We start from the raw sequence: 26,216 nt of genomic DNA, 5'->3' as shown, positions 1-26,216 counted from the left end.
GGTTTTTTCGGGTACTTGTCAGTGTCCCGCCGGCGACGCCGAGGCCTGTTTCCTGGCGGAAGTCCATGCCGGGGGTACGTCGTTCTCGTTGCAAAGTTCGGAAAAAAAGCGATGCTTTCCGAACTCGGCGGTGTTCTGCGGGCATCGGGGTGGTGCGGTGGGGGCCTCCGCAGCCGGATACCGGGGCGGCCCGCAATACTTCGGGCGGGGCGTGGCGGCCGAAGAGAATGACGCAGCCCGCACAGGAAACCAAGGTTTCCTGTGCGGGCTGCGTTCCGGGACGGCCCCTTGCATAATAGACGGCCCCTGTTATTTATGCGAGATCACAAGCATCTTGGAGTTTTTCCAGAAGGCATCTTTGTCGGTGATCACCAGCTCTTCGACCACCTCTTTCGCTCCTTTGACGAGCATGTAGCTGTTCTCCGGATGCGAAGTCACGATGCGCACTCTGGCCTTGCCCACCGGAATCCGTTCGACGGTACGGTCGTCGGCGCGGGTGAAGTCGGCCATCGATGCGTTGTCGCTCACCACGCGGGTGCGGCCGATAAAGCCTTTCTTGTCCACGATGTCCTTTTCGACCAGCTCTTTATCGGAGGCTACGATGTAATACACCGTGTGCAGCGCCGCGTCCTGGCTCGCCACGGTGCCTTGCAGCTCGGCTTTGTCGTTTTCCAGGTCGGTCACCGTATGTCCCAGCGCTTCCACTTCGACTTTCAGCGCTTTGACCTGGTCGGTGAGGGCCGCCAACTGGACGTTTTTCTGATCCAGCTGCTCCTGCAGCTGGGCGATCAGGGTCTGAAATCCTTCGATCCGGACGTTGGCCTCTTTGAGCTTGTTGGCGGACACCTGAAGCCGGGCGATCGTCGCGCGGTTTTTGTCTAACAGGTCGCTGATGGCAGTGATATTTTCCGCAATCTGCTCCCGCACCGGTTTGGTCAGTTCTCCGCCGGCGGATGTCTGCCGGACGACTACTTTTTCGCGTTCGGCGATCCGGTTGATATTGGCCGCTATCTCGCCGATGCTGTTGAATGCGTCGTTGATGATCGAATCCTTGGCTGCGATCACCCGGGTGAGCGAGTCGTTGGCTAAGGCCGTCGGATCCGGTTTGTCGGCTTTCGGGCCGCAGGAGGCCAGCGCCGCTGCACCGAAGGCAAGAATCAGAATTTTCTTCATAATTCCAAGTGTGTTAGATACTTCGCAAAAATATGTAAAAAGGGGTTCGGTTGTATGGCGGCCTGTAAAAAAATAGCGGGCGGGCGTTATTCGACATCCACCAGGTCGCGGAGCTTCACTTCCAGCGCCCGGCTGATTGTCAGCAGCGTCCCTATGGTCACGTTGCTGCGGCCGTATTCGATCCGGCTCATGTTCGACTTCTCGAAATTGCACCGCGCCGCGAGATCCTGCTGGCTGATCCCCCGCTCTGTCCTGAGCTGCACGATCCGTCGACCGATCCGGTACAAAATGTCGTTCATCACTATGTTATCATATTTGATAACAAAGTTTTTTCTTTATCTTTGCAAAGAGGTTATCATATACGATAACTATAAAACTTAACTGCAATAAAGTGTCATATATTTCTGTCCGCACTGACCGATTATCGGCCTTTATGGAATAATTATCGGTCTTTACGAAACATGTGTCCGCATTGCTTACCCTGTTTTATTTCCGGCTATGAAACCACTCCGCATTCCTCTTCTGCTGGCGGTCGGCTCTGCCGCTTTATCCGTCCTGCCGGGGCTGTCGGCCGGGCAGGTGTCGCGTATTTATCCATACGTGCAAAGGATGGACACGGCGACCGGAACCTGGCGGTCGATCCCTGCCAAAGCCCGGTTGACGGTGGATGCACGGAAGCTGTCCCTGACGATCTGGAACGAGTGGGGCGAGGAGGCGGTCAATCCGTTGCTCAGGGTCGTGTCCGAAGATATTCCGCAAAAAGACACTCTAACGGGGAAATGGCGCCGGAAAGCCACTCTCTTTCGGACAAAAGATACTGGGAAAGAGTGTACGATAGAGTCTTGCACGATAATTGCAATTACAAAACACTCCGATTTCACGATCGTAGGTTCCGGCTATTCAGCCCGGTACCGGATCGGCCGGAAAGCATTTGAAAAGCCATGAATACAGAAGAGATATTGCTTACTTGCCTGCTTGTGTCGATTGTCGTTTGCATGCTGCTGCGACCGTTCGTGACGGGGCAGTCCGTGCGGCGTTTTTTCCGCCGCAAGGCGGATCGGGCGTGGGTTCCGGAAAATTGGTCGGTCGGTATCGCGGTGTCGGAGCGGAAGTATCTCTCGGCACACCGCTTCAGGCGGAAAAATAAGGGCGAGGCTTTTTTAAACCGGTAGAACGCTTTTTACCGACCGTGCGAAAGAGGTGAAAGGGGTTACAAAAACAGTTCCGGCTCGCGTCGGGCGCTGAAGTGGGTGAACAGTTTCTCGGTATAGGGGGTGTCGAACCTCCGGGCGTCTGCCGGGCAGAATTTCACGCAAGCGCAGCATTTGATACATCCCGTTAGGTCGCTGACTGCTGTTCCGGCTTCCGTGAGCGAAATGACTTCCGTCGGGCAGATTTCGGCACATGTTCCGCATCCGGTGCATAAGGCCGGATCGGTTTCCGGTGTGGCGGGTGTCGAAGGGCCTTTCGTTTTGTAGGGGATATGACCTTTGACTGTCAATGGCTGCGGGGTCCCTTTTTCATATTTCTCCCGCGAGGCGGCTCCGAGGTGTCGGGCCTGCGCCTGGTCTGCTTCATCGGGACGCCCTGCTGCGATGGGCCTCCCTTCTTTCGGACGGCTGTAGGAATGTTCGCCGATGAAGGCTCCTGCCGACAGGGGCACGAATCCTTGCCGCACGGCTATATCCTGCAGTTCGAGCAGTGCGTCTTCATAATCGCGGTTTCCGTAGACCACGGTCAATATCGCTGGCGTAACGCCCGGTTCCGCCGCTCTGACTTGCCTGAACCGTTCCACTGCGGTTTCGGCTACCCGGCCGCCGTAAACCGGTGCGGCGAAGATTGCGATGTCTCCAGCTTCGATCGTTTTCCTGCTGCCGCTTGGCAAGGTCAGGTCGATGTTTCGCAGGGTATCGGCCCCTGAGGCGAAGCCGGCGGCCACTGCCTCTGCAATGGTCCGGCCGGTATGGGTCGGCGAAAAGAAGATGAGGCTGATTTCCATAGTCGGCAATTTCTATTGTTATAAGTAGGTTTTCTTATACGTGCTTGGGAGGGAACTGTTCTCTTTAACTTCGCTACGCTTGTTTTCCTCGCGCTATCTCGGCATAGTCCGCAAGCGGCCTCTGCTCTCGAAACGCTGCTCGGTTGTGAACAAAAGGAACTGGAAAACCGACGCAGCAGGCGAGAGCCATCGAGCTTGCTCGAATGGCCGAGACGCCAAGAGGAAGGCGAAGCTAAAATTTTTGAGATGTTTACGCATCTCTTGAGCCTGCCGGGTACCCTTGTCTTTGATTCTCTTGGGGTGTGAGCAATAGCGGGCTATTGAGTACCATACCTTATGCCCACTATTGCCACACCCCAAAGCAAACGCAATGCAAGAGGACTGCGGAGCCTAAGGAGTAGCGCAGCTATCTGAAAGTTTCTTTGGTTCTTTCTTTTCAAAGAAAGAACAGTCACTCACAGCACAATGCAAAATAAACCTACGATAAAGTTGTACGTGTTCGGCTCATCGCAGCCCCCGTGGCGGCGGCCCGGAGATACCCGACGAAAGTTCGCCGGGGAATACGGAGCTGGTCATTCCGCTTTCGGAATGTCGATCAGGCAGGCTTGCGGCCACCAGACCCGCAGATAATCCGCGATATAATTCCGCGTGTCGGCCGCGATGAGAGGATCGCCCGCCGGATAGAGCTTCCACAGCACCGCAGCAATCTCTATCCCCCGCTTCCGGCACGCTTCAAAACCGAGCAAAGTATGGTTCAGGCTTCCCAGCCGGGCCGACGTGACGAACAGCAGAGGCAGCCGATGCTCCGCCACATAGTCGGCAGTCAGGTATTCGTGCGGTTCGCGGGCCGGATCGAACGGACGCAGAGGCACCAGCAGCCCCCCCGCCCCCTCGATCAGCACGACGTCGTATCGCTCCAGCAGTTTGTCGGTAGAGGCCGTGATCACAGCCGTGTCCACCGCCGTTCCTTCCAAAGCCGCAGAGAGGTGGGGCGAGGCAGGAAACCGGTAAATGATCGGACAAGTCGTCCGGTCGAGATCTTCCGGCTGCATGGGGATCCCCATCAGCCGGCGGTGCAGCTCGATGTCTTCCGAAGTGCCGGTGTTGCCGGTCTGGACGAATTTCTGGGTGATTGTGCGCACCCCCTGGGCTTGCAACATACGGGCGAGCACGCCGGTGGCGTAACTCTTGCCGGCGTCGGTGTCGATGCCGCTCACGAAATAGGCGCCGCGGGATAAAAGTGTCATGATTCTCAATGCTTTTCTGCGATCAGGAGGATCGGATGAAAAGTCAAAGTTACGGATTCTCCGCTTTTTTCTTCCTCTTTTTTCGGGCCGGAGGCAGACGCTGCACCGACAGAATACGCGGAACGGTAGTCCGCTTCAAATTGTTTCAGGCGGCTGTGCGTCCATCTTTCCGCAGCCACGGCATTGACCCCGGTGAGACGCAAATGGCGCAATACGTCCGTCGGTGCAGGGTAGTGCTGCTCTTCGATCCACTCCTCCTCGGAGAGGATGCGCAGGCCGTTTGTCGAAAAAATGCGGACGAGTTCGCCGAGCGGATAATATTCGAGCCCCTGCCCGGTAGTGGCAGTGATCTCGCGGAAGTTTTCCGGGCCGAAAGTGCCGAGGGCCAGTATGCCGCCGGGTGCGAGCCCTGCGGCGGCACGCGCGATGAAGCCCGGCAGGTCGTCGAACCACTGCACGGTGGAGGCGCTGGCGATCAAGTCGTAAACCGCCGTACCGAAGCGGAAAAGCTCGCCGTCGCCCGCCGTAAACCGTAAAGGAACGCCGCAAGGCGTGGTCGGGGGAAGAAAGTCCCGGCTTTTGGGCACCAGATCGTTCAGCGTCCATTCCGTCCGGGGAAAGAGCCGTATCAGATGCCGGGTCAGGAATCCGGTTCCGGTGCCGATCTCGACGCCTTTTTTCCCGCCCTCTTTCAGGTCGGAAGTACCGGTGCTCTCCAGCAAAGTCGCGAGCCGCCCGGCGATGGCGCGCTGTACGGTAGCCAGCGTGTCGTAGGTTCCCAAATGACGCTCGAATCTCTGCTTCAGCAGCACTTTATCGTGTTTCATAAATCAGTCGGATCAGTCTTTCTGGGTCGTACAGCGGATAATGGGGCATATCCGGGTCGAAAGCGATCGGCACGCCGGCTTCGCGCCAGTAGGCCGACAGGTTTTCCGGCGGAAAGATAGCATCCTGTCCGCCGATGAGTGCGCCGGTCCAGAAAGCCGGAACCAGTTCCGGCTTTTCGGGCAGGCCGTCGAGAGCCTGCCGCCGGAGTTGCCGAAGTTCGTCGCAGATCTCCTCCAAAGCCCGGGTGGAGCGGTGTTTGTAATATGCTTTCAGGATTGCCGGGGTGCCGCACATGCGTTCGAGGAATTTCGCCGTTCCGGCAGTGCCGATGCTCCGCTCCGTGACGGCGAAGGCCCGCCGGGGTATGCCATAGGTGTCGCTAATCGGAATGGGAGAGCCGTTCACGGCGGTGGCGGTGTCCCAATCGTTTGCCCGGTCGAAAAGCCCGCCGCCGAATATCCGCGTGGCGGCCCAAACGCCGAAAGACCAGGCTATCAGGTGTTTGTGACGGTATGGCGTGATCTGTGAATAGAGGCCGGCGGTTTCCGTCGGGCTGGGGAGTGAGCGGTAGTCGTACAGGCACAGCAGGTCGCACTCCGCCGGCCGAGCGAGATGCCGCACCAGTTCGTCCGATCCGGCCCAGCCGGCGGCGAAGACGATCACGCGTCTCTGCGGAATGTCGGCCTCGGCGGAGCGGGTTATCCAAACTGCTTGCATAGGGTGGCGAATTGTTCGATTTTATACGGGTTATGACTTGCGCACAGCGATACTCTGATCCGGGCTTCTCCTTGCGGAACGGTGGGGTGCCGGATGGCCGTCGTCCAGAACCCTTCGTCGCGCAGGACAGCGGCCATGCGCAATGCGTTTTCGTTGGTTCCGGCCCTAATGGGTATGATTTGCGAAAGGTAAGGATTTTCCGGTTGCAAAGTGTGGTTGATCACGGAAATCAGCTCTTGCAGCCGCTGGCGTTTGGGCTGGAATTCGGGCAGCCTGCCGAGCAGGAACCGGGTCCACTCTAAGGTCATGTCGGGCAGGGCGGTGGAGAAGATCAGCGGCCGCATCCGGTTGATTAACAGTTCTTTGGTTTGTTGCGAGCAGGCCACGGCCGCTCCTGCCGAAGCCAATGCCTTGCCGAAAGTCACCACCTGGTATTCCGCCCGTAAAGGCAGCTCGGGATGGGCCGCATTGTAAGCGGCCAGCAAACCTGTGCCCGGGGCGGATTCAGGCCCGTATATGCCGAAGGCGTGGGCTTCGTCTAAGTAGAGCAGGAAACCGTATTGATGTTGCAGTTCCGCTAAGGTGTCCAGCGGTGCGAAGTCGCCGTCCATGCTGAAAAGGCTCTCGGTCACGACAATCGTCCGTCCGCAGCTTTTCCCCTGCGTGCGGCCGAGCATCGTGGCGAGCTGTTCCATGTCGTTGTGCCGGAACCGCTGCCACTCCACTCCCTCGCCGCAAAGTCTCAATCCGTCGATCAGGCTGGCGTGCACCAGTTTGTCGGCCAGGATCAAATCGCCTTTTTGGGTCACGGCAGGCAGTATGCCGCTGTTCACGGCGAATCCCGAGCCGAGTGCGAGTGCGGTTTCTGTGCCCAGCAGTCCGGCGAGGGTGTTTTCCAATGCGGCATAGGCAGGGCTGTTGCCGGTCATCAGCCGGGACGAGGGGTTTCCCATCAGGAAACGTTCCGTGTCGACCGAGCGCAGAAACCGCTTCTGCAAAGCGGTTTCTGCGAGGCCGAGGTAGTCGTTGGACGAGAGGTTGTAGTATTCCGTTTCGCCGCCCTGTCCGTCCGGGGCGTAAATATAGGCGCCGTGGGTGCGCAGGGTGTTGAGGCTGCGCAGGTTGCCCCGGGCGGCCAGATCTCCGAGAATCTCTTCTTCGCGGGTTATGGGCATAGTTTCGGTTATGGGTTTCAGTCTGTGGGCAGGTCGGCGCCGGGCACGAGTGCTGCCGCCCGCGCTGCGTCGACTTCGGCGACGAGCAGGCTGACTTGTCCCTGGATGAATGGCAGCACTGTGTCGCCGATGGCTCCGTCTACGCTGCATTCGATGCCGTTGTCGCGGAGCAGGTCGGCGTCGAGATAGGCTTCGTTGGGCGTGGTGTAGCGTTTGATGGTCACTACGCGGCTTTGATCCATGGTGTTGTCGGTTGTCATGGTCGGATTCCTCCTTCTTTAGTGATGTGCGGGGTGATGTCCGTCATGTTGCGGGTCAGACACCATTCGATGTCGGCTGCCCAGCGGCCTTTGATGTTGCGATAGTGTTCGCAGTGGCCGAGGGCCTGCATCAGGTCGGTCTCGTACCGCTGGTACACGTCGGCGCACCACCACGCGAAATCGGTAAGTGTATATTCGTAGTGGTTCGCCAAATATCGTGCCATCATTCCGGCGCAGAGGGCGTCTTCGATCGTGAACCGGTCGTGCCGGCCGGAGCAGATGAGTGCCGTGTCTTTGCCTTGTTCGCCCAATCGCTGTGCTACGGCGTCGGCGTTGAGCAAGGCGGCTATGTAGATTTCGTCGGCGGCGCCTTGGGCGCAGTTCACGGCGCGGGTGCCGTTGGTGGTGCTCATGATGATGGTGGCGTCGCGCACGATGTCGGGGGTATACCGCAAAGGGGAGTTGTCGAGGTCGAAGCCTTCGATGATGACGGTGTTGCGTTCGCCGCCGAGCAGCACGGGGCCGGGATCATCGGCCTGGCGGTGTGCCTGGGCGATCAGGTCGCGCAGCCGAAAGCTTTCTTCGATGCCGGTCACGGGGATGATCTCGCGTGCGCCGTTTCGCATGGCGGTGATCATCACGGATGTGGCGCGGAAAACGTCGATCACGGCGACGTTCCGACCGGCTACGCGCTGGTCGTTGACTTCGGCGGCGGTGCCTATAATGTCGATTTGCATATTTTATTCGGTAGGTTGGCTGTGTTTTTCGTATTTCCGCCGTGCGGCGCCGTGCTGCTGCGGAAACTGAATTTATTTAATTGTAGGTTTATATTGCACGGTGCCGGATGGAACCGTACCTTTTCTGAAGAAAAGGTACCCAAAAGACTTTCCGATAGCTGCGCTACTCCTTACGCTCCGCAGTCCTCTTGCATTGCACTTTCTTTGGGGCGTGGCAATAGCGGGCATAAAGCACGGTACTCAATAGCCCGCTATTGCTCACACCCCAAGAGAATCAAAGACAAGGGTATCCGGCAGGCTCAAGAGATGCGTAAGCATCTCAGAAAGTTTGACTTCGCCTTCCTCCTGGCGCCTCGGCCATTCGAGCAAGCTTGATGGCGCTCGCCTGCTGCGTCGGTTTTCTGGTTCTCTTTGTTCACAAAGAGAACAGTTCACTCCCAAGCATGTGCAAGAAAACCTACAAATAAAATAGTCCGCATATTGTCAGTCCATCGGCAAAGCCCGTTCTGCAAAAGCTACACCTCCGTAAACACACCGCCGTTCACCCCGAACAACTTGTAATTCTCCGTCATTTTCGCCAAAATCCCCTCAATCCGCACCTTATTGCTGTCCGTAATGAAAATCTGTCCGAACCGATCCGACGACACCATTCCGATCAGCTGCTCCACCCGCGCCATATCCAGCTTGTCGAACACATCATCCAGCAACAAGATCGGCCTTACCCCCCTCAGCTCCCGGATAATGTCGAACTGCGCCAGCTTCAGCGCCAGCAGCATCGACTTCTGCTGCCCCTGCGAACCATATTTGCGGATCGGAAAGCCCAGTATTTCCAACTTCATATCATCCCGGTGGATTCCGCAGTTCGTGAACCCGCAAAGACGATCCCGCTCCCGCGACGCCTCCAGCAGACTCGCAAAATCCCCCTCCGAAAGTTCCGAGCGATACGACACCTCCACCTCTTCCCGGTCAGACGACAAGATCGCATAATACTCCGCCACCCTCGGCGCCAGCCGGGCAATCATCTCCGCCCGCTTGGCATACACCAGCGTCCCCACCTCCGCCAGTTGCATGTCCAGCACCTCCAGAATCTCCCCGAATCCCGACAGCGCCCCCGTCTTCAGGAGCCGGTTGCGCTCCTGAAGCAAACGATTGTACTTCACCATCGCCGTGAGGTACTCTCGATCGATCTGCGAAAGGAACGAATTGAGAAACCGCCGCCGCTCGTCGCCCGACTCGTGGATCAGCGCCGTGTCCGCCGGCGACACCATCACGATAGGGAGCAGCCCGATATGTTCCGTCACCCGGTCATACTCCTTGCCGTTCCGTTTGATGACCTTGCCCGCCCCCCGCTTGAAACTGCACACCACCCCTTCCCGCCGCTCCCCGCCGCCCAGCGAATAATGTCCGTCCAGCATGAAAAAATCCTCCCCGTGCCGTATCGACTGCCCGTCCGTCAGCCCCACCGAGCTTTTGCTCATCGACAGGTACCACACCGCATCCACCAAGTTCGTCTTCCCGGTGCCGTTATCCCCGACCAGGCAGTTCACATTGGCCGAGAACTCCAGTTCCGCCTCCGCTATATTTTTGAAATTCAGTATCGAAATCCGTTCCAGGAACATCCTTATCCCCCACAAAAGTTTGACAGACAAAGATACTTAATTTCACGCGTTCCCGCGTGCTTTTTCCCGCCGCTCCCGCCGACAAGGGGAAACCGCCGGCGGCGGTGCCGGGCGCACGGGAACGGAAACCGGTCGGCCGCCGCAGCGAGCCGATAAAAAATGTAACTTTGCAGCCTCGAACCACAACGGCAACAAAAAACATGGATTACACTTTGTCCCACATAGCCGCCACCTCCGGCGGCACCCTCCACGGCAGCGACCGGCACGTCACCGCCGTCGCCACCGACAGCCGCAACCACATTGCCCGGCCCGCCGACACCCTTTTCGTCGCCCTGACCGGGCCCAACCACGACGGACATCACTATATCGCCGACCTCTATCGCCGCGGCGTGCGCAGTTTTCTGGCCGGATACGTGCCCGACACCGCCGCCTCAGCCATGCCCGAAGCCTCGTTCGTCACTGTGCCCGACACGCTTCAGGCTTTGCAGGCCCTGGCCGCCTACCACCGCCAGCAGTACAACGGCACCGTGGCAGCCGTTACCGGCAGCAACGGCAAGACGGTGGTCAAAGAGTGGATCGCACAGCTCTGGCCCGAGGGTGCCGGACGGCTGCTGCGCAGCCCGCGCAGTTACAACTCGCAGATAGGCGTAGCCCTTTCGCTGCTGATGATCCGGGGCGACGAACAGCTCGTGGTGATCGAGGCCGGAATCTCGCAGCCCGGCGAAATGGAGCGGCTCGAAGCCATGATCCGTCCCCAGATCGGCATCCTCACCAATATCGGGGCCGCCCACAGCGAAAATTTCAACTCCGACGAACAGAAACTCGACGAAAAGCTCAAGCTGTTCCGGGGGGCCGAAGCTGTGATCTATCATGCCGACAGCCCGCTGATCGCCCGGCATATCGGCAAACGGTACGGCAAATGTCCCGAACGTCTTCACGGCTGGAGAGCCGACGAAATGACCGGCCTGGCCGAGCTTTTCGGGGATTACGCTTCGCGCGAAAACGCCGCCCATGTCGCAGCGCTCTATCGACTGCTCGGCATCGCGCCGAAACCCTTTTCGGAATTGCAGCCTGTCGCCATGCGGCTCGAGTTGCGCGAAGGGATACTCGGGAGCACCCTGATCAACGACTCGTACAACAGCGACCTCACTTCGCTCGGGATCGCTCTCGACTGCCTCGACCATAACGCCGGGGAGCGTTCCAAAGCGCTGATCCTCTCCGACATCATGCAGGCCGGGCTGAAACCGGACGAGCTCTACCGGCAGGTGGCTGCCTTGGTGCGGGAGCATGGAGTCGCCGACTTGATCGGAATCGGGCCCGAGGTCACTTCGGCAGCGCATCGCTTCGCCGCTGTTCTGGGGCCCGAGCATGCCCATTTCTATGCCTCCACCGACGACTTTCTGCGTCACGCCGACAAAGAACGTTTCGCCGGGCGGTATATTCTGATCAAGGGGAGCCGGGCTTTCGGTTTCGAGCGCATCTCCCGGTTTTTGGAGAAACGCACCCATACCACCACGCTGGAGGTCAACCTCACCGCGCTGGCCGACAATCTGAACCACTTCCGCGCCATGCTCCGGCCGGAGACGCGGGTAATGGTGATGGTCAAGGCCTACTCCTACGGAACCGGGGCGGACGAGATCGCGGCTATGCTTCAACACGAGGGGGTCGATTATCTGGCTGTCGCTTTCGCCGACGAAGGGGTGGCGCTGCGCGAAGCCGGAATACACCTGCCGATCGTGGTGCTGAACTCCGATCCAGGCAGCTTCGCGGTCATGGCCGATTACGACCTCGAACCGGAAATCTATTCGTTCGCGTCGCTGAAAAATTACGCCTGCGAGATGGGCAGCCGGGGTATCGCCGGAGCACCTATACACCTGAAGATGGACACGGGCATGCACCGTCTGGGGTTCATGCCGGACGACATTCCGGCTCTTTGCGATGCTTTGAAGCGGGAGAATGCGGTTCGCGTACGGTCGATCTTTTCGCACTTGGCGGCTTCGGAAGACCCGGCGGAGGATGAATTTACGCGGGGACAGATTGCCGCTTTTACGGCCATGAGCGGTCGGATCGTCGAGGCGCTAGGCGACACTTCTATTTTGCGCCATATCTGCAACAGTGCGGGGATCGTTCGTTTTCCGGAGGCTCATTTCGACATGGTGCGCCTGGGGGTGGGGCTGTACGGCATCGAGGATCCGAAATTGCAAGTGGCGGCGACGCTCAAAACGCAGATCGTGCAGATCAAACATCTGCATGCGGGCGATACGGTGGGGTATAACCGGCGCGGGGTCGTCGGCGGCCCGATGCGTATGGCGACTATCCCGATCGGCTATGCGGATGGCATGGACCGGGGCTTAGGAAATGGGGCGGGGCAGGTTTGTGTCCGGGGGGTGTTGTGTCCGACGATCGGAAATATCTGCATGGACACTTGCATGATCGACGTAACGGCTGTACCGGAGGCGGCTGAGGGGGACGAGGTGGTGATTTTCGGCGAAAAGCCTACTGTGCGGGATGTGGCTCGGGTTTTGGGCACGATCTCGTATGAGGTGCTGACTTCCGTATCGGCGCGGATCAAACGAATTTACGTAAGGGAGTAGCGGTTTCTGAAGGCTGCGGGCCGTTGAAAAATCGTAAGTTTATTATCGGGTTTCCGCAGCAACGGCAGCCTCCGGTCGTCAAACACATCAATTGCAAATCATCCGCAGTCTGTACACCCCCGTTGAAAAAAATGTTATATTTTCGCGAAAACTACCGGGAAAAATCCGAAAAGCGGCTGCAGACCAGACTGTCGCTGCATAAATGACGAATCGGGAAACATTCCATGTCGAGAATCTCGTACAGTGTCAAAAACGTGAAAATATCGCTGGCATTTTACATGCTGGTGCTGCTGCTGAATTTTTTTTCGCGGCGGATCTTCCTCGCCACGCTGGGCAACGAACTGGTCGGCCTTTCCGAGACCGTGATGAGCTATATCGGCTTTCTGAACCTGGCCGAAATGGGAATCTCCGTCGCGATCGCCAACGTACTCTACACACCGCTCTACCGGGGCGACAGAGAACAAATCACCGAACTCGTATCGCTCCTCGGGTGGCTGTTCCGGATAGTCGGCATCGTGATAGGCGCGGCGGGACTGGTCTTTGCGGCATTCATCCCGTGGATATTCGCCAAAGACATAGCAGGAGGCTTGCATGTCGGACTGATCTACGCAGCCTATTTCACCTTCCTCACGACCACACTTCTGAGTTACTTAGTCAACTACAAACAGAACCTGCTGGTGGCCGACCAGCGGGGGTATGCGGTGACACGCGTGTTCAACCTGTGCCTGATCGGGAAAGTGCTGCTCCAGATGGCACTGCTGAAATGGACCGGAGCCGGCTACTTGACCTGGTTAGGTATAGAGATCGTGTTCGGAGCGGTTTTCGCCGTGTGGTTGGAAACCGTAGTGCGGCGCGTCTATCCGTGGCTGCGCACCTCGGTGCGGGCGGGGAGGAGCGTGGTGCGCAAATATCGGGAAGTGTTCGCCGGGATGAAACGTATCTTTGCCCACCGCATCGCCGGATTCATATTGGTGCAGTCCGACAAACTCGTGATTTCACAAGTGCTGTCGCTCATGATGGTGGCATTCTACACGAACTATTCGATCATCATCAACCGGATAACGACCTTTATCACCGGGACTTTGCAAAACAGCTATGCCGGGGTGGGCAATTTAGTGGCGGAAGGGAACAGAGACAAGATACGGCTGGTGTTCTGGCAGTTCAACGCCATGTACTTCTGGATAGGCGGGACGCTGGCATTCGCATTCTACGTGCTGGTCAATCCGTTCATCGCACTGTGGCTCACGCCGGATCGCTACGTGTTGTTCTCGCAGCCGGTCGTGCTGATGTTGGTCGCCACGCTCTTTATCGGCTTTGTACGCCAGACGGTGCAGTATTTTCTGAACGCTTACGGACTGTATCACGACGTGTGGGCGGCGTGGACGGAGGCGGGACTGAACGTGGCGATCTCGGTGTGGGCCTGCCTGCATTACGGGGTGGCGGGAGTCGTGGCAGGGACACTGCTGAGCACGGGGCTTTTCGTGCTGCTGTGGAAACCGTATTTCCTCTACCGGCGGGGATTTCGGGAGCCGTCGGGGGAGTATTGGGCGACGGTGGGAAAATACATTACTATTATCGGGGGGAGTTGGCTGCTGTCGGGCTGGATCGTGGGGTTAGGATGGCTGCCGCCGATGACCTCGTGGAGCGGGTGGGTGGTCAATGCGTTGGCGGCGCCGCTGGTTTACGGGGCGATTTGCGGAGGAGCGATGTACCTCTGTTCGCAAGGAATGCGCTGTTTCGCAAAATTAGCGGCTGACCTGCTGCGAGGGGCTGTGGCCAAATGGCGGCGGAGAAGATGATCCGGTGCTTCGCACGCTTAAGAGGTTGATTCACAGGTTGTTTTCGGGCAAAGAAAAGTTTCTCCGCGCCGTACCGCAAACCATGCCTAAGTTATTGTCTGCCCCGCGCAGCCGATACAGAAAAAACGATAGCAGGCAATATCCTTTAATGTATTGTCGCCGTCAGACCAGAACAAGCCCGGAGCGAAATCTCGTCTTTTAGTTGACGACAGCCCGCCCGGTATTTTCGCCGTTGTCTTCCATCTCCATTTCGCGCTGCAGGGCGACCATCTTGATCGCCGTCGCTGCCGCTTCGTCGCCTTTGTTGCCGAGCTTTCCGCCTGCCCGGTCGAGAGCCTGCTGCCGGTCGTCGGTGGTCAGCACCCCAAAAGCAATCGGCATGTTCCAGCTGAGCTGCATCTGCTGCACGCCCATCGTCACTCCCTGGCAGATGAAGTCGAAATGCCGGGTGTCGCCTTGGATCACGCAGCCGAGTACGATCACGGCGTCGACATTGGTGTATTCTGCAAAATATTGGGCGCCCATAGCCAGTTCGAAAGTTCCGGGCACCCATTTGACGCTGATCTTCTCTTCGGGGCAGCCGGCGGCGCGCAGAGTGGCGACGGCGCCTTCGAGCAGAGCACTGGTGATCGCGTAGTTCCATTCCGCCACCACGATGCCGAAGGACATCTCGGAAGCCGACGGCACGGGCCGGTCGAAAACGGAGAGGTTTTTCAGATTTGAGGCCATTATCTTAGGTACTGTTTGTTGCTTAACACTATAAAAGAAGTGCGATCCCGGCCTATTCCTTCAAATGAAGCGAAATGGGGGATCGCACATAGGTTTCGGCAAATCGGTCAAACTTGCTCAAAGTTGTTGCTGCACTCTGGCGATGAATTTCTCGATGTCGCGCGCCTGCATGCTGCGCGGATAGTTGTTGCGGATATTCAGATATTGGTCCAGCGCCTTTTGCAGGTTGCCTAATTTTTCGTTGACCATCCCCGCTTTCTTAAGGTATACCGGTGTGGTGCCGACATTATCGCTGTAAGCGGCCGCCTGTTCATAATATTTAACCCCTTCTTCCAGTTGTCCGAGTTCGATGTAAGCGTCTCCTGTCAAGCCCAAGTTCTGTGCGGCGATCAAGGTGCCTGCGGCATTGTGTCCCACGGCCTTGTAAGACTTGAAAGCGTCGATAGCCTCCTGATACTTGCCCATATAGAGGTAGCACAAACCTGCATAGTGTCTGGCGATATTCCCCTGCGGGGTATTGCCGTACCGGTCTGCAATGGCTAAGAATCCGTCGAACGATGCGTTGCCGTTCAATGCCAAAGCGAAAGAGTCGCGTTCAAACTGGTTCTGGGCTTCAAACATGGCGGCTGATGCCTTTTCCGCGCGCGGGGCGAGGTAGAGGTACTTGTAGGAGAAGTAGCCGCCTACTAAGACGATGATTATCCCGAGTATGACGAGCATCGCTTTCCCGTTGCGTTCGATAAAGAGTTCGAATCGGCCGAGTCCCTGTTCGATAACCTGTTCGGGGTCTTGGGCGCGACGGTTCTTATTGGTTTCTGCCATGACTGTTATTCGGTTTTTGAAATCTGGGGACAAAAGTACGGGTTTTTTCCGAGAGTTGGAAATGGGCGGCGGTTTTTTTAGCCGTGCCGGTTCGCAGCGCCGCGTGCCCGGCGGGTACCGCCGGGCACGCCGACCGGGAGTTTGCTCAGCCTTAGAGGGTGGGCGCGAAGTCGAACACGCAGAACTTTTTATTGTAGGTTTTATTGTACGTGTTCCAGGAGGGTACTGTTCTCTTTGTGAACAACCGACGCTGCCAGCGAATCCAGAGGCCGCTTGCGGACTATGGTGAGCGGCGAGGAGGAAAACAAGCGGAGCGCAGTTAGCGAGAACCAGAAAAACTTTTTGAGATGCTAACGCATCTCTTGAGCCTGCCGGGTACCCCCGGTTCTCGAATGTTTTGTTTTTGTCGGGCTTTCTCAATGGGCGCGCTAATGATTGCATTACCTTTATGCGCGCCGCATTGGAAAGTCCTGACAAAAAAACAGGGTTCAAAGAAAGAGGACTGCGGAGCGTAAGGATTAGGGTAATTACAGCCCGGAAAGCCCCTATGGGGCCTTTCTTTTCAAAGAAAGAACAGTCACTCACGGCACAGTGCTAAATAAACCGTACTGTTTTTTTGATACTATTTGCGACCGCAGGTCGCGCGGGCCAGACGCCTCCCCCTCGGGAGGTCCGGTGCCGCTCGGCACCCGAGCCGGGCTGGAACTACCCAATTCCGCAGGCTGCGACCCGAAGATGGGTTTTGCCTGCACGCTGGCGGAAATCCTGTTCAAAAGCGCATGCTGCTTTTGAACGATTTCCTTCTCCAGCAATCGCGCGCGGGGTGTCGCTGGGCATTCCAGCTGGGGGTGCTACACCTTAACCGGAGGGTACTGCCCTGCGCGGGCGGCGTCCGGGTGACCCCGGCGGGACGGGCGAAACTGCGTTTCGCTTGGGCAGTCTTTAATCCAACTTATTTTCCCCGCGCGTCGGGAAAATCGTTCGCTTTCAACTCACGTTGAAACCGTCGATTTCCCTTTTTCCGGCATGGCGCGCGGGTGCGATAGGTACTCCAACCGGGCAGTAACCACCTTAATAAAGCAATGCAAACTCCAACAAAAGCCCCAACGGGGCCCCGCGGTGGACAAAAGGTTGTAACCGCCTTAATAAAACAGCGCAAACTCCAATAAAGCCCCGACGGGACCCCGCCCGGGCAAAGGACTGCCTTCAACAAACCGGGCAAACCATGGCAGAAGCCCCCCGTCCGCGGTATCCCCTTCGCAGAGCTTTCGAGCAACCTGCAAAAATAATATCCAGCGAGTGCGATTCCCTGCCCCGGAATAACACAACCGCAATCCACCTTTCCCCAAGAGCCAGCGGCACGCGCCATTCCATTGCCCCCCGCCCCGATCACTCGTCCGTTTGCATCACATACAATTTGACATCGTCCAGCGTAATCTCCCGCCCGCTCAGAATCAACAGACGCTCCACCGCATTATGCAACTCCCGGATATTCCCCGTCCACGGCATGCCACACAACGCCTCCACCGCCTCCGGCGTAATCGTACTCAGCGGTTTGCCCTTATCGGCACAAATGCTTTTGATAAAATGGTTCACCAGCAGCGGAATATCCTCGCGCCGATCCGCCAGCTTCGGCACATGGATGAGAATGACACTCAGCCGGTGGTACAAATCCTCGCGGAAATTACCCTTGGCAATCTCCTCCGACAGGTTTTTGTTCGTCGCCGCCAGCACCCGCGCATCCACCGTAATATCCTTGTCCGAACCTACCCTCGTGATCTTGCGTTCCTGCAACGCCCGCAGCACCTTCGCCTGCGCCGCCAGACTCATGTCCCCGATCTCGTCCAAGAAAATCGTTCCGCCGTCCGCCTGCTCGAACTTCCCCTTGCGCTGCTTGATCGCCGACGTAAACGCCCCCTTTTCATGCCCGAATAACTCGCTCTCGATCAGTTCCGACGGGATCGCCGCGCAATTGACCTCCACGAACGGCATGGCCGCCCGGTCGCTTTTCTCGTGCAGCCAGCGCGCCACTAACTCCTTTCCCGTCCCGTTCGAGCCCGTAATCAAGACCCGTGCATCGCTCGACGCCACCTTGTCGATCATCATCTTGACCCGTTCGATCGCCGGCGACTCGCCTACGATCTCCGCCACCTTGTGCACCTTGCGCCGCAAAGTCTTGGTCTCCTTGACCAGCGACCCCCGTTCCAGCGCATTCTTGACCGTCACCAGCAAACGATTCATGTCGATCGGCTTCTCGATGTAGTCGAAAGCGCCTTTCTTGATGCAATCCACCGCCGTATCGATATTCCCGTGGCCCGAGATCATCACCATCGTGATGTCCTGATGCGTCTCGATCAGCTTGTCCAGCAGCTCGATACCATCCATTTCCGGCATTTTGATGTCCGAAATCACCAGGTCGAACGCCTCGGCCCCGATCATTTCATACCCCTGCAATCCGTTCTCGGCGGTTTTCACCGTGTGTCCTTCCATCTCCAGCAACTCTCCGATAATGTTGCGGATACTCCGCTCGTCGTCGATCACTAATATTTTCGCCATATTTTTGTCGATTATTTTTTCCCGATTCCAAAGTTAGCATTATATTTGCTTTGAATTCATCATTGCGGGCAGTTTTTATTTCGCAAAAAATCCCGCAAATCCGGTGCCAAAATCAAAATTTCAGCGATGAACCGAGATAAACAGCGGCTCCTGCTCTCCGAGTACGGACGCAACGTGCAGACTATGGTCAGCTACCTGAAAACCATTGCGGACAGGGAGCTGCGAAACCGCCAGGCGGAAGTGGTCGTGGCCGTGATGGCCAATGTCAATCCGGCGCAGAAAGACAGCGAAGGGTTCCAGCATATGCTTTGGGATCACCTGTTCATGATCGCCGACTTCGACCTCGACGTCGATGCGCCCTATCCGAAGCCCACGCCGGACATGTTCGCCCCCCATCCGCATCCGATGGCCAACTCGCAAAGCTATATCGCCCGGAAACAGTACGGGGCCAATGTCAAACGGATGGTCGATGCGCTGGCCAAGGAGCCGGCGGGCGAAGAACGCGACACGGCGGCGGAAAATGTGGCCAAATACATGAGACAGAAATCGTTCGAATACAATAAGGAGTTTCCTTCAAACGAGGTGGTGATCGCCGATATCCGGCAAATGTCGAAAGGGGCTATCGTGCTGGATGCCGATGCACTGGACAACACCCGCGTCGACACTTCGTCGGTGCAGGGGCGCGGCGGGCGCGGCAAAATCGGACGTTCGGGCAATTCGGGCCCGAATAACAACGGCGGCGGCTATCCACAGAAGAAATACACCAAACGGAATCCGGTCAAATGATCGTCGGTTCCGGAATGGAAGCGCCGCTTGCCGGACGTATCATGAAATAAGGCGGAATAAGGCGCCGGGCGCCTTGTCGGGCCCGCTGTCCGGTTTCAGCAGGAGAAGCCGCAGCGGGCGAACATCTCCTTGTCCTGCGCAATGCCCGAACCGATGGTCGTGAGCAGGTCGCCCACGATCGCCGCGTTCACTCCGCTGCGCAACGCCCGCTCCTGGATTTCGGGCCTGAGCAGCGTGCGTCCTCCCGCAAAACGGATATAGACCGCCGGATTGATGAGCCGGAACAGGGCGAAAGTGCGCAGAATCGCGTCGTCCGGCAGCGGCGGCATGTTTTCCAACGGCGTCCCCGGAATGGGGTTCAGCACGTTGACCGGGATCGACGCCACACCGATGTTCCGCAGTGCGAAAGCCATCTCCACCCGCTGCTCCGCCGTCTCGCCCATGCCGATAATCCCTCCGCTGCATATTTTCATCCCCGCTTCCCGCGCCCAGCCTATGGTTCGGAGTTTTTCGTCCAGCGTATGCGTGGAACAGAGCTTCGGAAAGTAAGACGGGGCCGTCTCGATGTTGCAGTGGTAGCTGCCCACTCCCGCATCCCTGAGTCTTTGCAGCTGCTCCCGGGTCAGCAGGCCCATCGAGGCGCACAGCATTCCGCCGCGGAACCTTTCGCACTCGGCGGCGATCGCGCGGTATATCTCCACGCACCGGTCTATCTGCGCGTCCGTCATTGTCCGGCCGCTGGTCACTAACGAGAAGCGGCCCACCCCTTTGTCGTGGTTGTCCCGGGCGTGGCGCAGCGCCTCGGCCTGATCCGTGAGCGGATATACGTCGATTTTCGTTTTATGGTGCACGGACTGCGAACACCATTTGCAGTCCTCCGGACAACGCCCGCTGCGGGCGTTCATGATCGAGCAAGTGTCTAATCGGTCGCCCATGAAATGCCTGCGCACCCGATCCGCCGCATCGCACAAAGCGTCGGTTTCGGCATGGTGGAGCAAATCGAGAGCCTCCGCTTCGGATATAAGGTATCCGCCGAGAATGCCGGCGGTGAGTTCTTCGATGGATTTCATCGTTTTCGGTAAGAGTTTTTGCAAATATAGAGATTATAAATTTGGGAATTATTCGGGAAATATCTACTTTTGTAACGCAAAAACAACGGCACCGTAGCTTAATTGAATAGAGCAGTTGACTACGGATCAACAGGTTACAGGTTTGAGTCCTGTCGGTGTCACTTTCGCGCCTCTTCCGTCAAAGCCAGACGGAAGAGGCGTTTTTGTTTTCGCAGCGGGGGTGTTGGGGCAGCGGGCGGAGAGGTCCGGAAGGCAGATCGGACGAAACGGCCGGGTGAAAACGGCCCGGGAGCAGGCGGCGGTGGTACGATTTTGGCTATGGAGAGGGAAAAATGTGTATCGTGAAGATGAAAACAGCCTTGTATGTCCTGTTGGGTACCGCAACCCTGCTGATCTTCGTTGTCCTCGGCGTGGAGTGGTGGATCGGGTCGAAGATACGCCGGACGGTCGAAAAGGAGATCGCCGACCGCACGGACGGAGCCGTGAAACTGAGAATCGGCCGGGTGCGCGTCAGCCTCCACAAGCGTACCGTCCTGCTCCGGGATATTGCCGTCGGGGTCGACACTTCCAAAGTCGGAGTTTTCCTCTCCGGCGCCGACTCCGTCGGGGTCGAGATCGGGAAAATCGCCCTGAGGGGGATTCGTTTCAGCCGCAAAGGCGAGAAATATATCTCCCTGCGTTCGCTGGAGATCGACAAGCCCCGCATCACGCTGGTGGTGGACGGCAGACAGCCGGAGGCGGATCCCGCCGGCCGGCTGCTGGGCCTGCGCGACAAGATCCTGGCACAGGTGGGGCGGATTTCGGCGGGCGAGGTGCGGCTATGCGACGCGGAGATCCGGATGTCGAACGGCACCCGAAACAGCTATGCCGTCCAAGGGCTGACCCTCGAGGCCGACGGCTTTCTCTACAATCCCGCCCGGATGCCGGACGCGAGGCCGCTGTTTTGCGACGATGTGCGCCTGACCGTCTCCAAGCTCTCCGCCCGGTTCCCGATTACCGCCCAGATGCTGGAGGCCGAGCATGTGGAACTCGGTCTGAGCGACCGCACCCTGTCGATGGCGAACATCCGGCTGATCCCGCAGTACGACAAAGCCGAGTATGCATGGAAAGTGGCCCGGCACACCGACTGGACGCAGGCCATCGTCGGTTCTGTCATCGCCCAGGGAGTGGATTACAACCGCATGTGGCATGAGCGGAGCCTGGCGGTCGACACGCTCACGGTGAAGGATGCCGAGGTCGCGAGCTACAAAAACCGGCGGATCGTGCGGCAGGAACAGTTCAAACCGATGCTGCACGAGATGATCCAGGGCTTGCCTTTCGCCGTGGAGATCGGCACGGCGGAGATCGTGAACGCCCGCGCGGTATACGAGGAACTGTCGGCTTCGGGCGATCGGCCCGGCAGGATCACGTTCGACGGTCTGAACGGGGTGTTCCGGGGGATCACGAACCGGCCCGAGACGACCGATACTTTTTATACGCTGACTGCCTCGGGCAAGGTGATGGACACGGCGCTGCTGCGGGCCGTTTTCCGTTTTCCGGCGCACCCGGCCAACGACCGGTTCGAGGTCGAGGGTACGCTGGGGCCGGTGAACCTGCAGGTTTTCAACCGGATGCTGACGCCGCTGGCCGAAGCGGACATCCGTTCCGGCCGGCTCGACGGTCTTTCGTTCTCTGTGGCGGGGAACCATAAGGAGGCCGAGGTGACGATGAAAATGCGTTACAGCGACCTGTCGGTCGCTTTGCTCCGAGAGGGGTCGGGAGGCCGCAAACGGGAGCGCAGACTGCTGTCGGGGCTGGTGAATTTCATGTTCGTCAAGTCGTCGAATCCCGACCACAAAGGATTGCGGACGGTGCGGGCCCAGGCGGTGCGCGACACCGCGAAGTCGCCATTCAATTTCCTGTGGAAAGTCATAGCGGGGGGGATCAAAAGCTCGACCGGTTTTCCCGGGGCGAAATAAATGGCATGGTTCCGGTCTCTCCGGCCCGGGCGGTGTTTCCAGATGATAGGAAACACCGCCCGGGCTTTCGGATGCGGGGAAAAGGGATGAATATCGTATCTTTAGGGGATTAAAAAACCTTGGATCATGAAATCTCAGAAAAAAGCGGTGGTTTTCACCGGGGCCGGGATGAGCGCCGACAGCGGGGTCTCGACCTTCCGTGATGCGGACGGTCTGTGGGAGAACCACCGCATCGAGGATGTCTGCACCCCGGAAGCCTGGGCGCGCGACCCGCAGGGGGTGCTGGATTTTTATAACGCCCGGCGGGCGCAGCTCGACGAGGTGGAGCCGAATGCGGGGCACCGGGCGGTGGCTCGGCTGGAGGAATATTTTGAACAGGTGACGGTGGTGACCCAGAATGTGGACGATCTGCACGAGCGGGCGGGAAGCTCGAGGGTCATCCACCTGCACGGCGAGCTGCGCAAGGCGCGCAGCGAACGGAATCCGGAGGTGATCGTTCCGGCGCCGGGGCCGACCCGCTTGGGCGACAAGGGGCCGGACGGAGCGCAGCTGAGGCCGCATATCGTCTTTTTCGGCGAGGCGGTGCCGGAATACGAAAGGGCGTTGGAGATCGTGCGGGAAGCCGATCTGTTCGTGGTGATCGGCACTTCGCTGGCGGTCTATCCGGCGGCGGGGCTGATCTACCGGCTGCGGCCGGACGTTCCGGTGTGGCTGGTCGATCCGCGGCCGGCGCAAGTGGCGATTCCCAATCCGCTGACCGTGATCGCCGAAGGGGCGGCTGCCGGAGTGCCGCCGCTGGTGGAGGAGCTGATCCGGCGCGAAACGGAGAGCGGCAGGGATTCGTAAAAAATAAAGCGCGAACGGCAGGAATTTGCCGTTTTGCATAAAAAAGATTATCTTGGAAGCGGTTCGCCGGATGGTCGGCGGGCCGCTTTTCTGTTTTACTTAAATTTTTACCGACATGACGAAACGTATTTTTACGAAAACCGGTTTGCTGGCTTTGGCAGCCGTTGTGCTGTCCGCTTGCGGAGGCAATGCCGCACCGGCGGCCTCCGAACTGACCCCGGAGGGGCTGGGGTGCCTGAAAAACGGAGCTCCGGTGGCTTCGATTCCCGACCAGTGCCAGGGGCTGTATGACAAAGTGATGAAGAGCGAAGAAGAGGATATGGGCGACACCTATACCCTGTATACATTCTATTCGGGAGAGCAGAAAGTGGCTGAAATCCCGGCTTACGGCCAGACGGTCGATTTGCTGATCGTCTACTCGCCCGAAGTCTCGACGCCCGAGGGGATGCGTCCGGGGATGAAAGTCTCCGAACTGCTGGCCAAGCCGGGCCTCAAGACGCTTTACCACGAGGGGTTTGAATACGAACTGAACGGGTTCCGCTGCCGGGTGGACGGGATGAAAGAGTCGGGCCTGAAAAAGCTCAACGACGCGTATGCCCAGGGGACGGAGCTGGTGCTCGCCGCTGCCGATTTCGAGCCGGACGCTGCGGTGACCTGCATCTACTACGTCGGCGATTAGAACGGATAACCGATGGCCAGGTGAAGGCCCAGCCCGTCTTTGAAGCTCTGGATATTGTAATAGCCTTTTTTGTCCGGGTCGGGATAGGGCGTGTGGATGCCGATCCCCAGGTCGAGGCGCAGCACCAGCACGCTGATGTCGTACCGCAGGCCTACTCCGGTGCCTAAAGCTATGTCGTTCCAGAAACCTTTTGCCCGCAGCACGCCGCCCGGCCGCTGCGGGTCTTTTTTGAGCAGCCAGATGTTCCCCGCGTCCACGAACACCGCGCCGCCCAGCCGCCCCATCATTCGGAAACGGAACTCCACGTTGGCTTCTATCTTGAAGTCTCCGGTCTGGTCCCAGTATCCGTTGACCTGGTCTTTCGGCGGGCGGTAGCTGCCCGGCCCCAGCGACCGCACCGTGAAAGCGCGTATGCTGTTGGCTCCGCCGATGTAGAATTGCTCGCTGTAGGGCATGACCTGCGAATTGCCGTAGGCGTATCCGGCTCCGACCAGCAGACGCGATGCCAGCATATTGTGCTGCCCGACCTTATGGTACCATTTGGCCTCGACAATCCCTTTGACGAATTGCGAGAAGGGGCTGCCGAACAGTTTCTTGGTTCCGTGCGAACCGAAAATGCCATACAGGGCCGACAGGATGTTTCCGGCGTCGGTGATCGTGCTCTGGAAGACGAACCGGTTGTTCTGCCGCCGTCCGTAGGTTTTGTCGAAAGTGTAGGTGTAACTGAGCGACGGGATGAACTGGTCGCTGAAGCTCAGCGCGACGGCGGGGTTCTGCTGCATCGTGGAGTCGAACTCGTGCGAGGTGTGCAGCAGCTTGTTGTAGGTGAGTTTGAAAACGGTCAGGCTGTGCGAGCTGTAAGGCGATGTGCGGAAGTCGTAGCCGGCCGAGACGTTGAGCGCCAGCATCCGGAAGTATTTGGGCCGGTTCATCAGGTCGGCTCCGATCTTGAAGGTTGTCTGGGCGGGATAAACCGGTCGTCTGTACCGGTATCCCGGAGCCAGGATGCGCGGGATGCCGAGCGAGGCGTTCAACCCGAATTCATAGGAGTTTACGGCGGTCGGTTTGGTCTCGTACTGCCGCTGGTTGCCGGTTTGCCATTCGTAGGAGCCGGTCAGGTTCAGGGCCAGCACTTCGCCTCCTTTAAACAGGTTGTTGTGCCGCAGGCCGAACGTGATGCCGGGGCCTAAGTAGCTGTTCGACTTGGAGGTGAGGTCGGCTTCAAAGTCGGCCTGCATCGGTTTGTCGAATGTGGCCGAGATGCGTACATCCAACGAGTCGCATTTCGTGCCCAGCGAGTCCAACGGCGGCACGGTCAGGCTTACGGAGTTGAAGATTCCGAGTTTGTTGAGGTTCGTCTGGGTGGTGTTTTGCGCTTCGACGTTGAATAGCTGGCCCGGGGTCAGGGCGATCGCTCCCTGGAGGATGCGCGGCCGGATTTTCAGCGGTTTCTGGTAGCGCACGCGCACGGGGCCCAAGGTCATCGTGTCGACGGGGCCCGGCACCGGATTGAAGAGGCTGATGTTCACGCTGCCTACGCGGTAGGGCCGCATGGCGGCGGGCGGGATGCCTTCGGCCAGACGCATCCGCAGTTCCACTTTGTAGGGTCTTTGGGTCGTGTCGGCTTCGTAGACGATGTATTCGGGCCGGAAGTAGTAATATCCCAGGCTGCGCAGCGCTGTTGCGATCCGGTTGCGCTCGGCTGTGAGGGTGTCGAGGTTGTAGACGGCTCCCCGGCGCAGCAAGGTGCCTGCACGGAGGCTGTCGACGATCTTGCCGACTTCGCCGGGCGCAGCGAGGTACTGGATGGAGTCGTAGGTGTGCGGTGCCGGGACGGTGAAACGGTAGTTCACTTTGGCTTTCTTGTCGGGCTTGTGTCTGCTGGGCAGCAGTTCGTAGTCTCCCCGCACGCCGAAGTAGCCGTGGTTCTCGAATATCTGGCCGGAGACTTTCACGCGCAGGTCGGGCCGCACTTTCGAGATCAGCACGGGCGGCTTGGCTATCCGTTTGTAGAGCCAGTGTTTGAATCCTTTTTCTTTCGGGGTGTAGAGGTGGTTCCATGCCCACAGTCCGGTGGGAATGCCGGTGCGCCAGTAGGGTGACCGGAGGGGGTTGTTCGGGGCTACGTTCAGGGGCTGCGAGGCGGCGGAGGTCACGCTTTTCGGAATTTTCAGGCTGTCGGTTTCGGGCGTGAAGGTCATTTTTTTGACGCCTGTGTAGAGGATTTCGCCGTCGGCCAGCCGTTTGGTGGTGGAGCAGGAAACTGCTGCTCCTGCGATCAGCAGCAGGAGGCTGTATAAGGTATGTCGTGGTGGTCTGGTCATTTCGGTTCCGTATTCGCTTCGGGGTGCGGGGTTCTGCCCGCGTCGTGGGTGTTTTTACTGTATGGTATGCCGGCGGACGGTTGAACGTTCACCGTATGTTTCTGCGAATCGCTGGCCTTGCACGGGCCTTGTCGGGGTTTTTGTCTGAGGTTGCGTGGCTTTTTGCCTGGCGCGTGCCGACGGGGCGTTTGTTCTTAAAAAAACTTTTTTTGCGGCCCTCCTGCCGGGCGGGACATTTGTTTTTAGCCGCCTCGAGCCGGCGGGGCTTCTACTTTCTTTGTCAGCAAAGAACCGAGCA

At 58.3% G+C, this 26,216-nt stretch carries 24 protein-coding genes and 1 tRNA gene; 10 read left to right on the top strand and 15 right to left on the bottom strand.

The window, feature by feature from the left end:
- Positions 1–309: 309 nt before the first annotated feature.
- Both Q0Z93_RS02235 and Q0Z93_RS02230 read right to left on the bottom strand, forming a co-directional pair.
- Positions 310–1,173: a hypothetical protein gene (locus Q0Z93_RS02235; protein ID WP_298062146.1), complete on the bottom strand. Its 864-nt coding sequence runs from the start codon at positions 1,171–1,173 to the stop codon at positions 310–312.
- 86 nt (positions 1,174–1,259) lie between these two features.
- The gene (locus tag Q0Z93_RS02230; RefSeq protein WP_298062145.1) at positions 1,260–1,472 is read right to left on the bottom strand and encodes a helix-turn-helix transcriptional regulator; all 213 of its coding nucleotides are present in this window, start codon (positions 1,470–1,472) and stop codon (positions 1,260–1,262) included.
- A 199-nt stretch (positions 1,473–1,671) separates the two neighbouring features.
- Between Q0Z93_RS02230 and Q0Z93_RS02225 the strand changes: the two genes are divergently transcribed.
- Together Q0Z93_RS02225 and Q0Z93_RS02220 are read left to right on the top strand one after the other, a co-directional pair.
- Positions 1,672–2,118 carry a hypothetical protein gene (locus tag Q0Z93_RS02225; protein ID WP_298062144.1) on the top strand — a complete coding sequence of 149 codons (447 nt, stop codon included), beginning with the start codon at positions 1,672–1,674 and terminating at the stop codon, positions 2,116–2,118.
- Positions 2,115–2,345, top strand: coding sequence for a hypothetical protein (locus Q0Z93_RS02220; protein WP_298062143.1), 231 nt, complete (start codon positions 2,115–2,117; stop codon positions 2,343–2,345). Before Q0Z93_RS02225 ends, Q0Z93_RS02220 begins: the two co-directional genes overlap by 4 nt.
- Positions 2,346–2,383: 38 nt before the next feature.
- Here the strand turns inward: Q0Z93_RS02220 and Q0Z93_RS02215 are convergent, their stop codons facing one another.
- From Q0Z93_RS02215 to Q0Z93_RS02180, 8 genes are all read right to left on the bottom strand, one after another.
- Positions 2,384–3,172, bottom strand: coding sequence for a 4Fe-4S binding protein (locus Q0Z93_RS02215; protein ID WP_298062142.1), 789 nt, complete (start codon positions 3,170–3,172; stop codon positions 2,384–2,386).
- Positions 3,173–3,744: 572 nt separating this feature from the next.
- Positions 3,745–4,419: a dethiobiotin synthase gene (gene bioD, locus Q0Z93_RS02210; protein ID WP_298062141.1), complete on the bottom strand. Its 675-nt coding sequence runs from the start codon at positions 4,417–4,419 to the stop codon at positions 3,745–3,747.
- A gap of 5 nt (positions 4,420–4,424) precedes the next feature.
- On the bottom strand, positions 4,425–5,246 hold the full coding sequence (locus Q0Z93_RS02205; RefSeq protein ID WP_298062140.1) for a methyltransferase domain-containing protein: 822 nt from the start codon (positions 5,244–5,246) through the stop codon (positions 4,425–4,427).
- Positions 5,233–5,964: a pimeloyl-ACP methyl esterase BioG family protein gene (locus Q0Z93_RS02200; RefSeq protein WP_298062139.1), complete on the bottom strand. Its 732-nt coding sequence runs from the start codon at positions 5,962–5,964 to the stop codon at positions 5,233–5,235. Before Q0Z93_RS02200 ends, Q0Z93_RS02205 begins: the two co-directional genes overlap by 14 nt.
- Entirely contained in the window at positions 5,946–7,139 is a 1,194-nt protein-coding gene (locus Q0Z93_RS02195; RefSeq protein ID WP_298062138.1) for an 8-amino-7-oxononanoate synthase, read from the bottom strand. The genes Q0Z93_RS02200 and Q0Z93_RS02195 overlap by 19 nt, the downstream gene beginning before the upstream one ends.
- Positions 7,140–7,156: 17 nt before the next feature.
- Positions 7,157–7,381, bottom strand: a complete 225-nt coding sequence (locus tag Q0Z93_RS02190) for a hypothetical protein (protein WP_298062136.1) — start codon at positions 7,379–7,381, stop codon at positions 7,157–7,159.
- A gap of 14 nt (positions 7,382–7,395) precedes the next feature.
- On the bottom strand, positions 7,396–8,136 hold the full coding sequence (locus Q0Z93_RS02185; protein WP_298062134.1) for a 2-phosphosulfolactate phosphatase: 741 nt from the start codon (positions 8,134–8,136) through the stop codon (positions 7,396–7,398).
- A 515-nt stretch (positions 8,137–8,651) separates the two neighbouring features.
- Positions 8,652–9,770 carry a DNA replication/repair protein RecF gene (locus Q0Z93_RS02180; protein WP_363291379.1) on the bottom strand — a complete coding sequence of 373 codons (1,119 nt, stop codon included), beginning with the start codon at positions 9,768–9,770 and terminating at the stop codon, positions 8,652–8,654.
- 185 nt (positions 9,771–9,955) lie between these two features.
- On the opposite strand from Q0Z93_RS02180, the gene alr reads away from it, so the two are divergent.
- On the top strand, positions 9,956–12,349 hold the full coding sequence (alr, locus tag Q0Z93_RS02175; protein ID WP_298062132.1) for an alanine racemase: 2,394 nt from the start codon (positions 9,956–9,958) through the stop codon (positions 12,347–12,349).
- A gap of 224 nt (positions 12,350–12,573) precedes the next feature.
- Positions 12,574–14,148, top strand: coding sequence for a sugar transporter (locus Q0Z93_RS02170; RefSeq protein ID WP_298062130.1), 1,575 nt, complete (start codon positions 12,574–12,576; stop codon positions 14,146–14,148).
- A gap of 198 nt (positions 14,149–14,346) precedes the next feature.
- On the opposite strand, the gene ribH is transcribed toward Q0Z93_RS02170, so the two are convergent.
- From ribH to Q0Z93_RS02155, 3 genes are all read right to left on the bottom strand, one after another.
- The gene (gene ribH, locus Q0Z93_RS02165) at positions 14,347–14,877 is read right to left on the bottom strand and encodes a 6,7-dimethyl-8-ribityllumazine synthase (protein WP_298062128.1); all 531 of its coding nucleotides are present in this window, start codon (positions 14,875–14,877) and stop codon (positions 14,347–14,349) included.
- 117 nt (positions 14,878–14,994) lie between these two features.
- Complete coding sequence (locus Q0Z93_RS02160; RefSeq protein WP_298062126.1) at positions 14,995–15,699, bottom strand: tetratricopeptide repeat protein; 705 nt, start codon at positions 15,697–15,699, stop codon at positions 14,995–14,997.
- Positions 15,700–17,088: 1,389 nt separating this feature from the next.
- On the bottom strand, positions 17,089–18,255 hold the full coding sequence (locus tag Q0Z93_RS02155; RefSeq protein WP_298062124.1) for a sigma-54 dependent transcriptional regulator: 1,167 nt from the start codon (positions 18,253–18,255) through the stop codon (positions 17,089–17,091).
- A gap of 126 nt (positions 18,256–18,381) precedes the next feature.
- Between Q0Z93_RS02155 and Q0Z93_RS02150 the strand changes: the two genes are divergently transcribed.
- Positions 18,382–19,041, top strand: a complete 660-nt coding sequence (locus Q0Z93_RS02150) for a DUF4290 domain-containing protein (RefSeq protein ID WP_298062122.1) — start codon at positions 18,382–18,384, stop codon at positions 19,039–19,041.
- A 95-nt stretch (positions 19,042–19,136) separates the two neighbouring features.
- Here the strand turns inward: Q0Z93_RS02150 and bioB are convergent, their stop codons facing one another.
- Positions 19,137–20,111, bottom strand: coding sequence for a biotin synthase BioB (gene bioB / locus Q0Z93_RS02145; RefSeq protein ID WP_298062120.1), 975 nt, complete (start codon positions 20,109–20,111; stop codon positions 19,137–19,139).
- Between the two features lie 87 nt (positions 20,112–20,198).
- Between bioB and Q0Z93_RS02140 the strand changes: the two genes are divergently transcribed.
- The 4 genes from Q0Z93_RS02140 (at position 20,199) to Q0Z93_RS02125 (ending at position 23,594) form a co-directional block, all read left to right on the top strand.
- Positions 20,199–20,272 (top strand) — tRNA-Arg (locus Q0Z93_RS02140).
- A gap of 186 nt (positions 20,273–20,458) precedes the next feature.
- Positions 20,459–22,069 carry a hypothetical protein gene (locus Q0Z93_RS02135; protein ID WP_298062119.1) on the top strand — a complete coding sequence of 537 codons (1,611 nt, stop codon included), beginning with the start codon at positions 20,459–20,461 and terminating at the stop codon, positions 22,067–22,069.
- 126 nt (positions 22,070–22,195) lie between these two features.
- Positions 22,196–22,915: an NAD-dependent deacylase gene (locus Q0Z93_RS02130; RefSeq protein WP_298062117.1), complete on the top strand. Its 720-nt coding sequence runs from the start codon at positions 22,196–22,198 to the stop codon at positions 22,913–22,915.
- Positions 22,916–23,030: 115 nt separating this feature from the next.
- On the top strand, positions 23,031–23,594 hold the full coding sequence (locus tag Q0Z93_RS02125) for a hypothetical protein (protein WP_298062115.1): 564 nt from the start codon (positions 23,031–23,033) through the stop codon (positions 23,592–23,594).
- Here the strand turns inward: Q0Z93_RS02125 and Q0Z93_RS02120 are convergent.
- The gene (locus Q0Z93_RS02120) at positions 23,591–25,918 is read right to left on the bottom strand and encodes a BamA/TamA family outer membrane protein (RefSeq protein WP_298062113.1); all 2,328 of its coding nucleotides are present in this window, start codon (positions 25,916–25,918) and stop codon (positions 23,591–23,593) included. The genes Q0Z93_RS02125 and Q0Z93_RS02120 overlap by 4 nt on opposite strands.
- Before the next feature lie 95 nt (positions 25,919–26,013).
- Here Q0Z93_RS02120 and Q0Z93_RS02115 point away from each other — a divergent pair.
- A partial coding sequence (locus tag Q0Z93_RS02115) for a hypothetical protein (protein ID WP_298062111.1) occupies positions 26,014–26,216 on the top strand: 203 nt, incomplete at its 3' end.

The sequence above is a fragment of the uncultured Rikenella sp. genome (assembly GCF_947628055.1).
Classification (GTDB): Bacteria; Bacteroidota; Bacteroidia; order Bacteroidales; family Rikenellaceae; genus Rikenella.
This window is presented reverse-complemented; position numbering and strand designations above follow the sequence as displayed.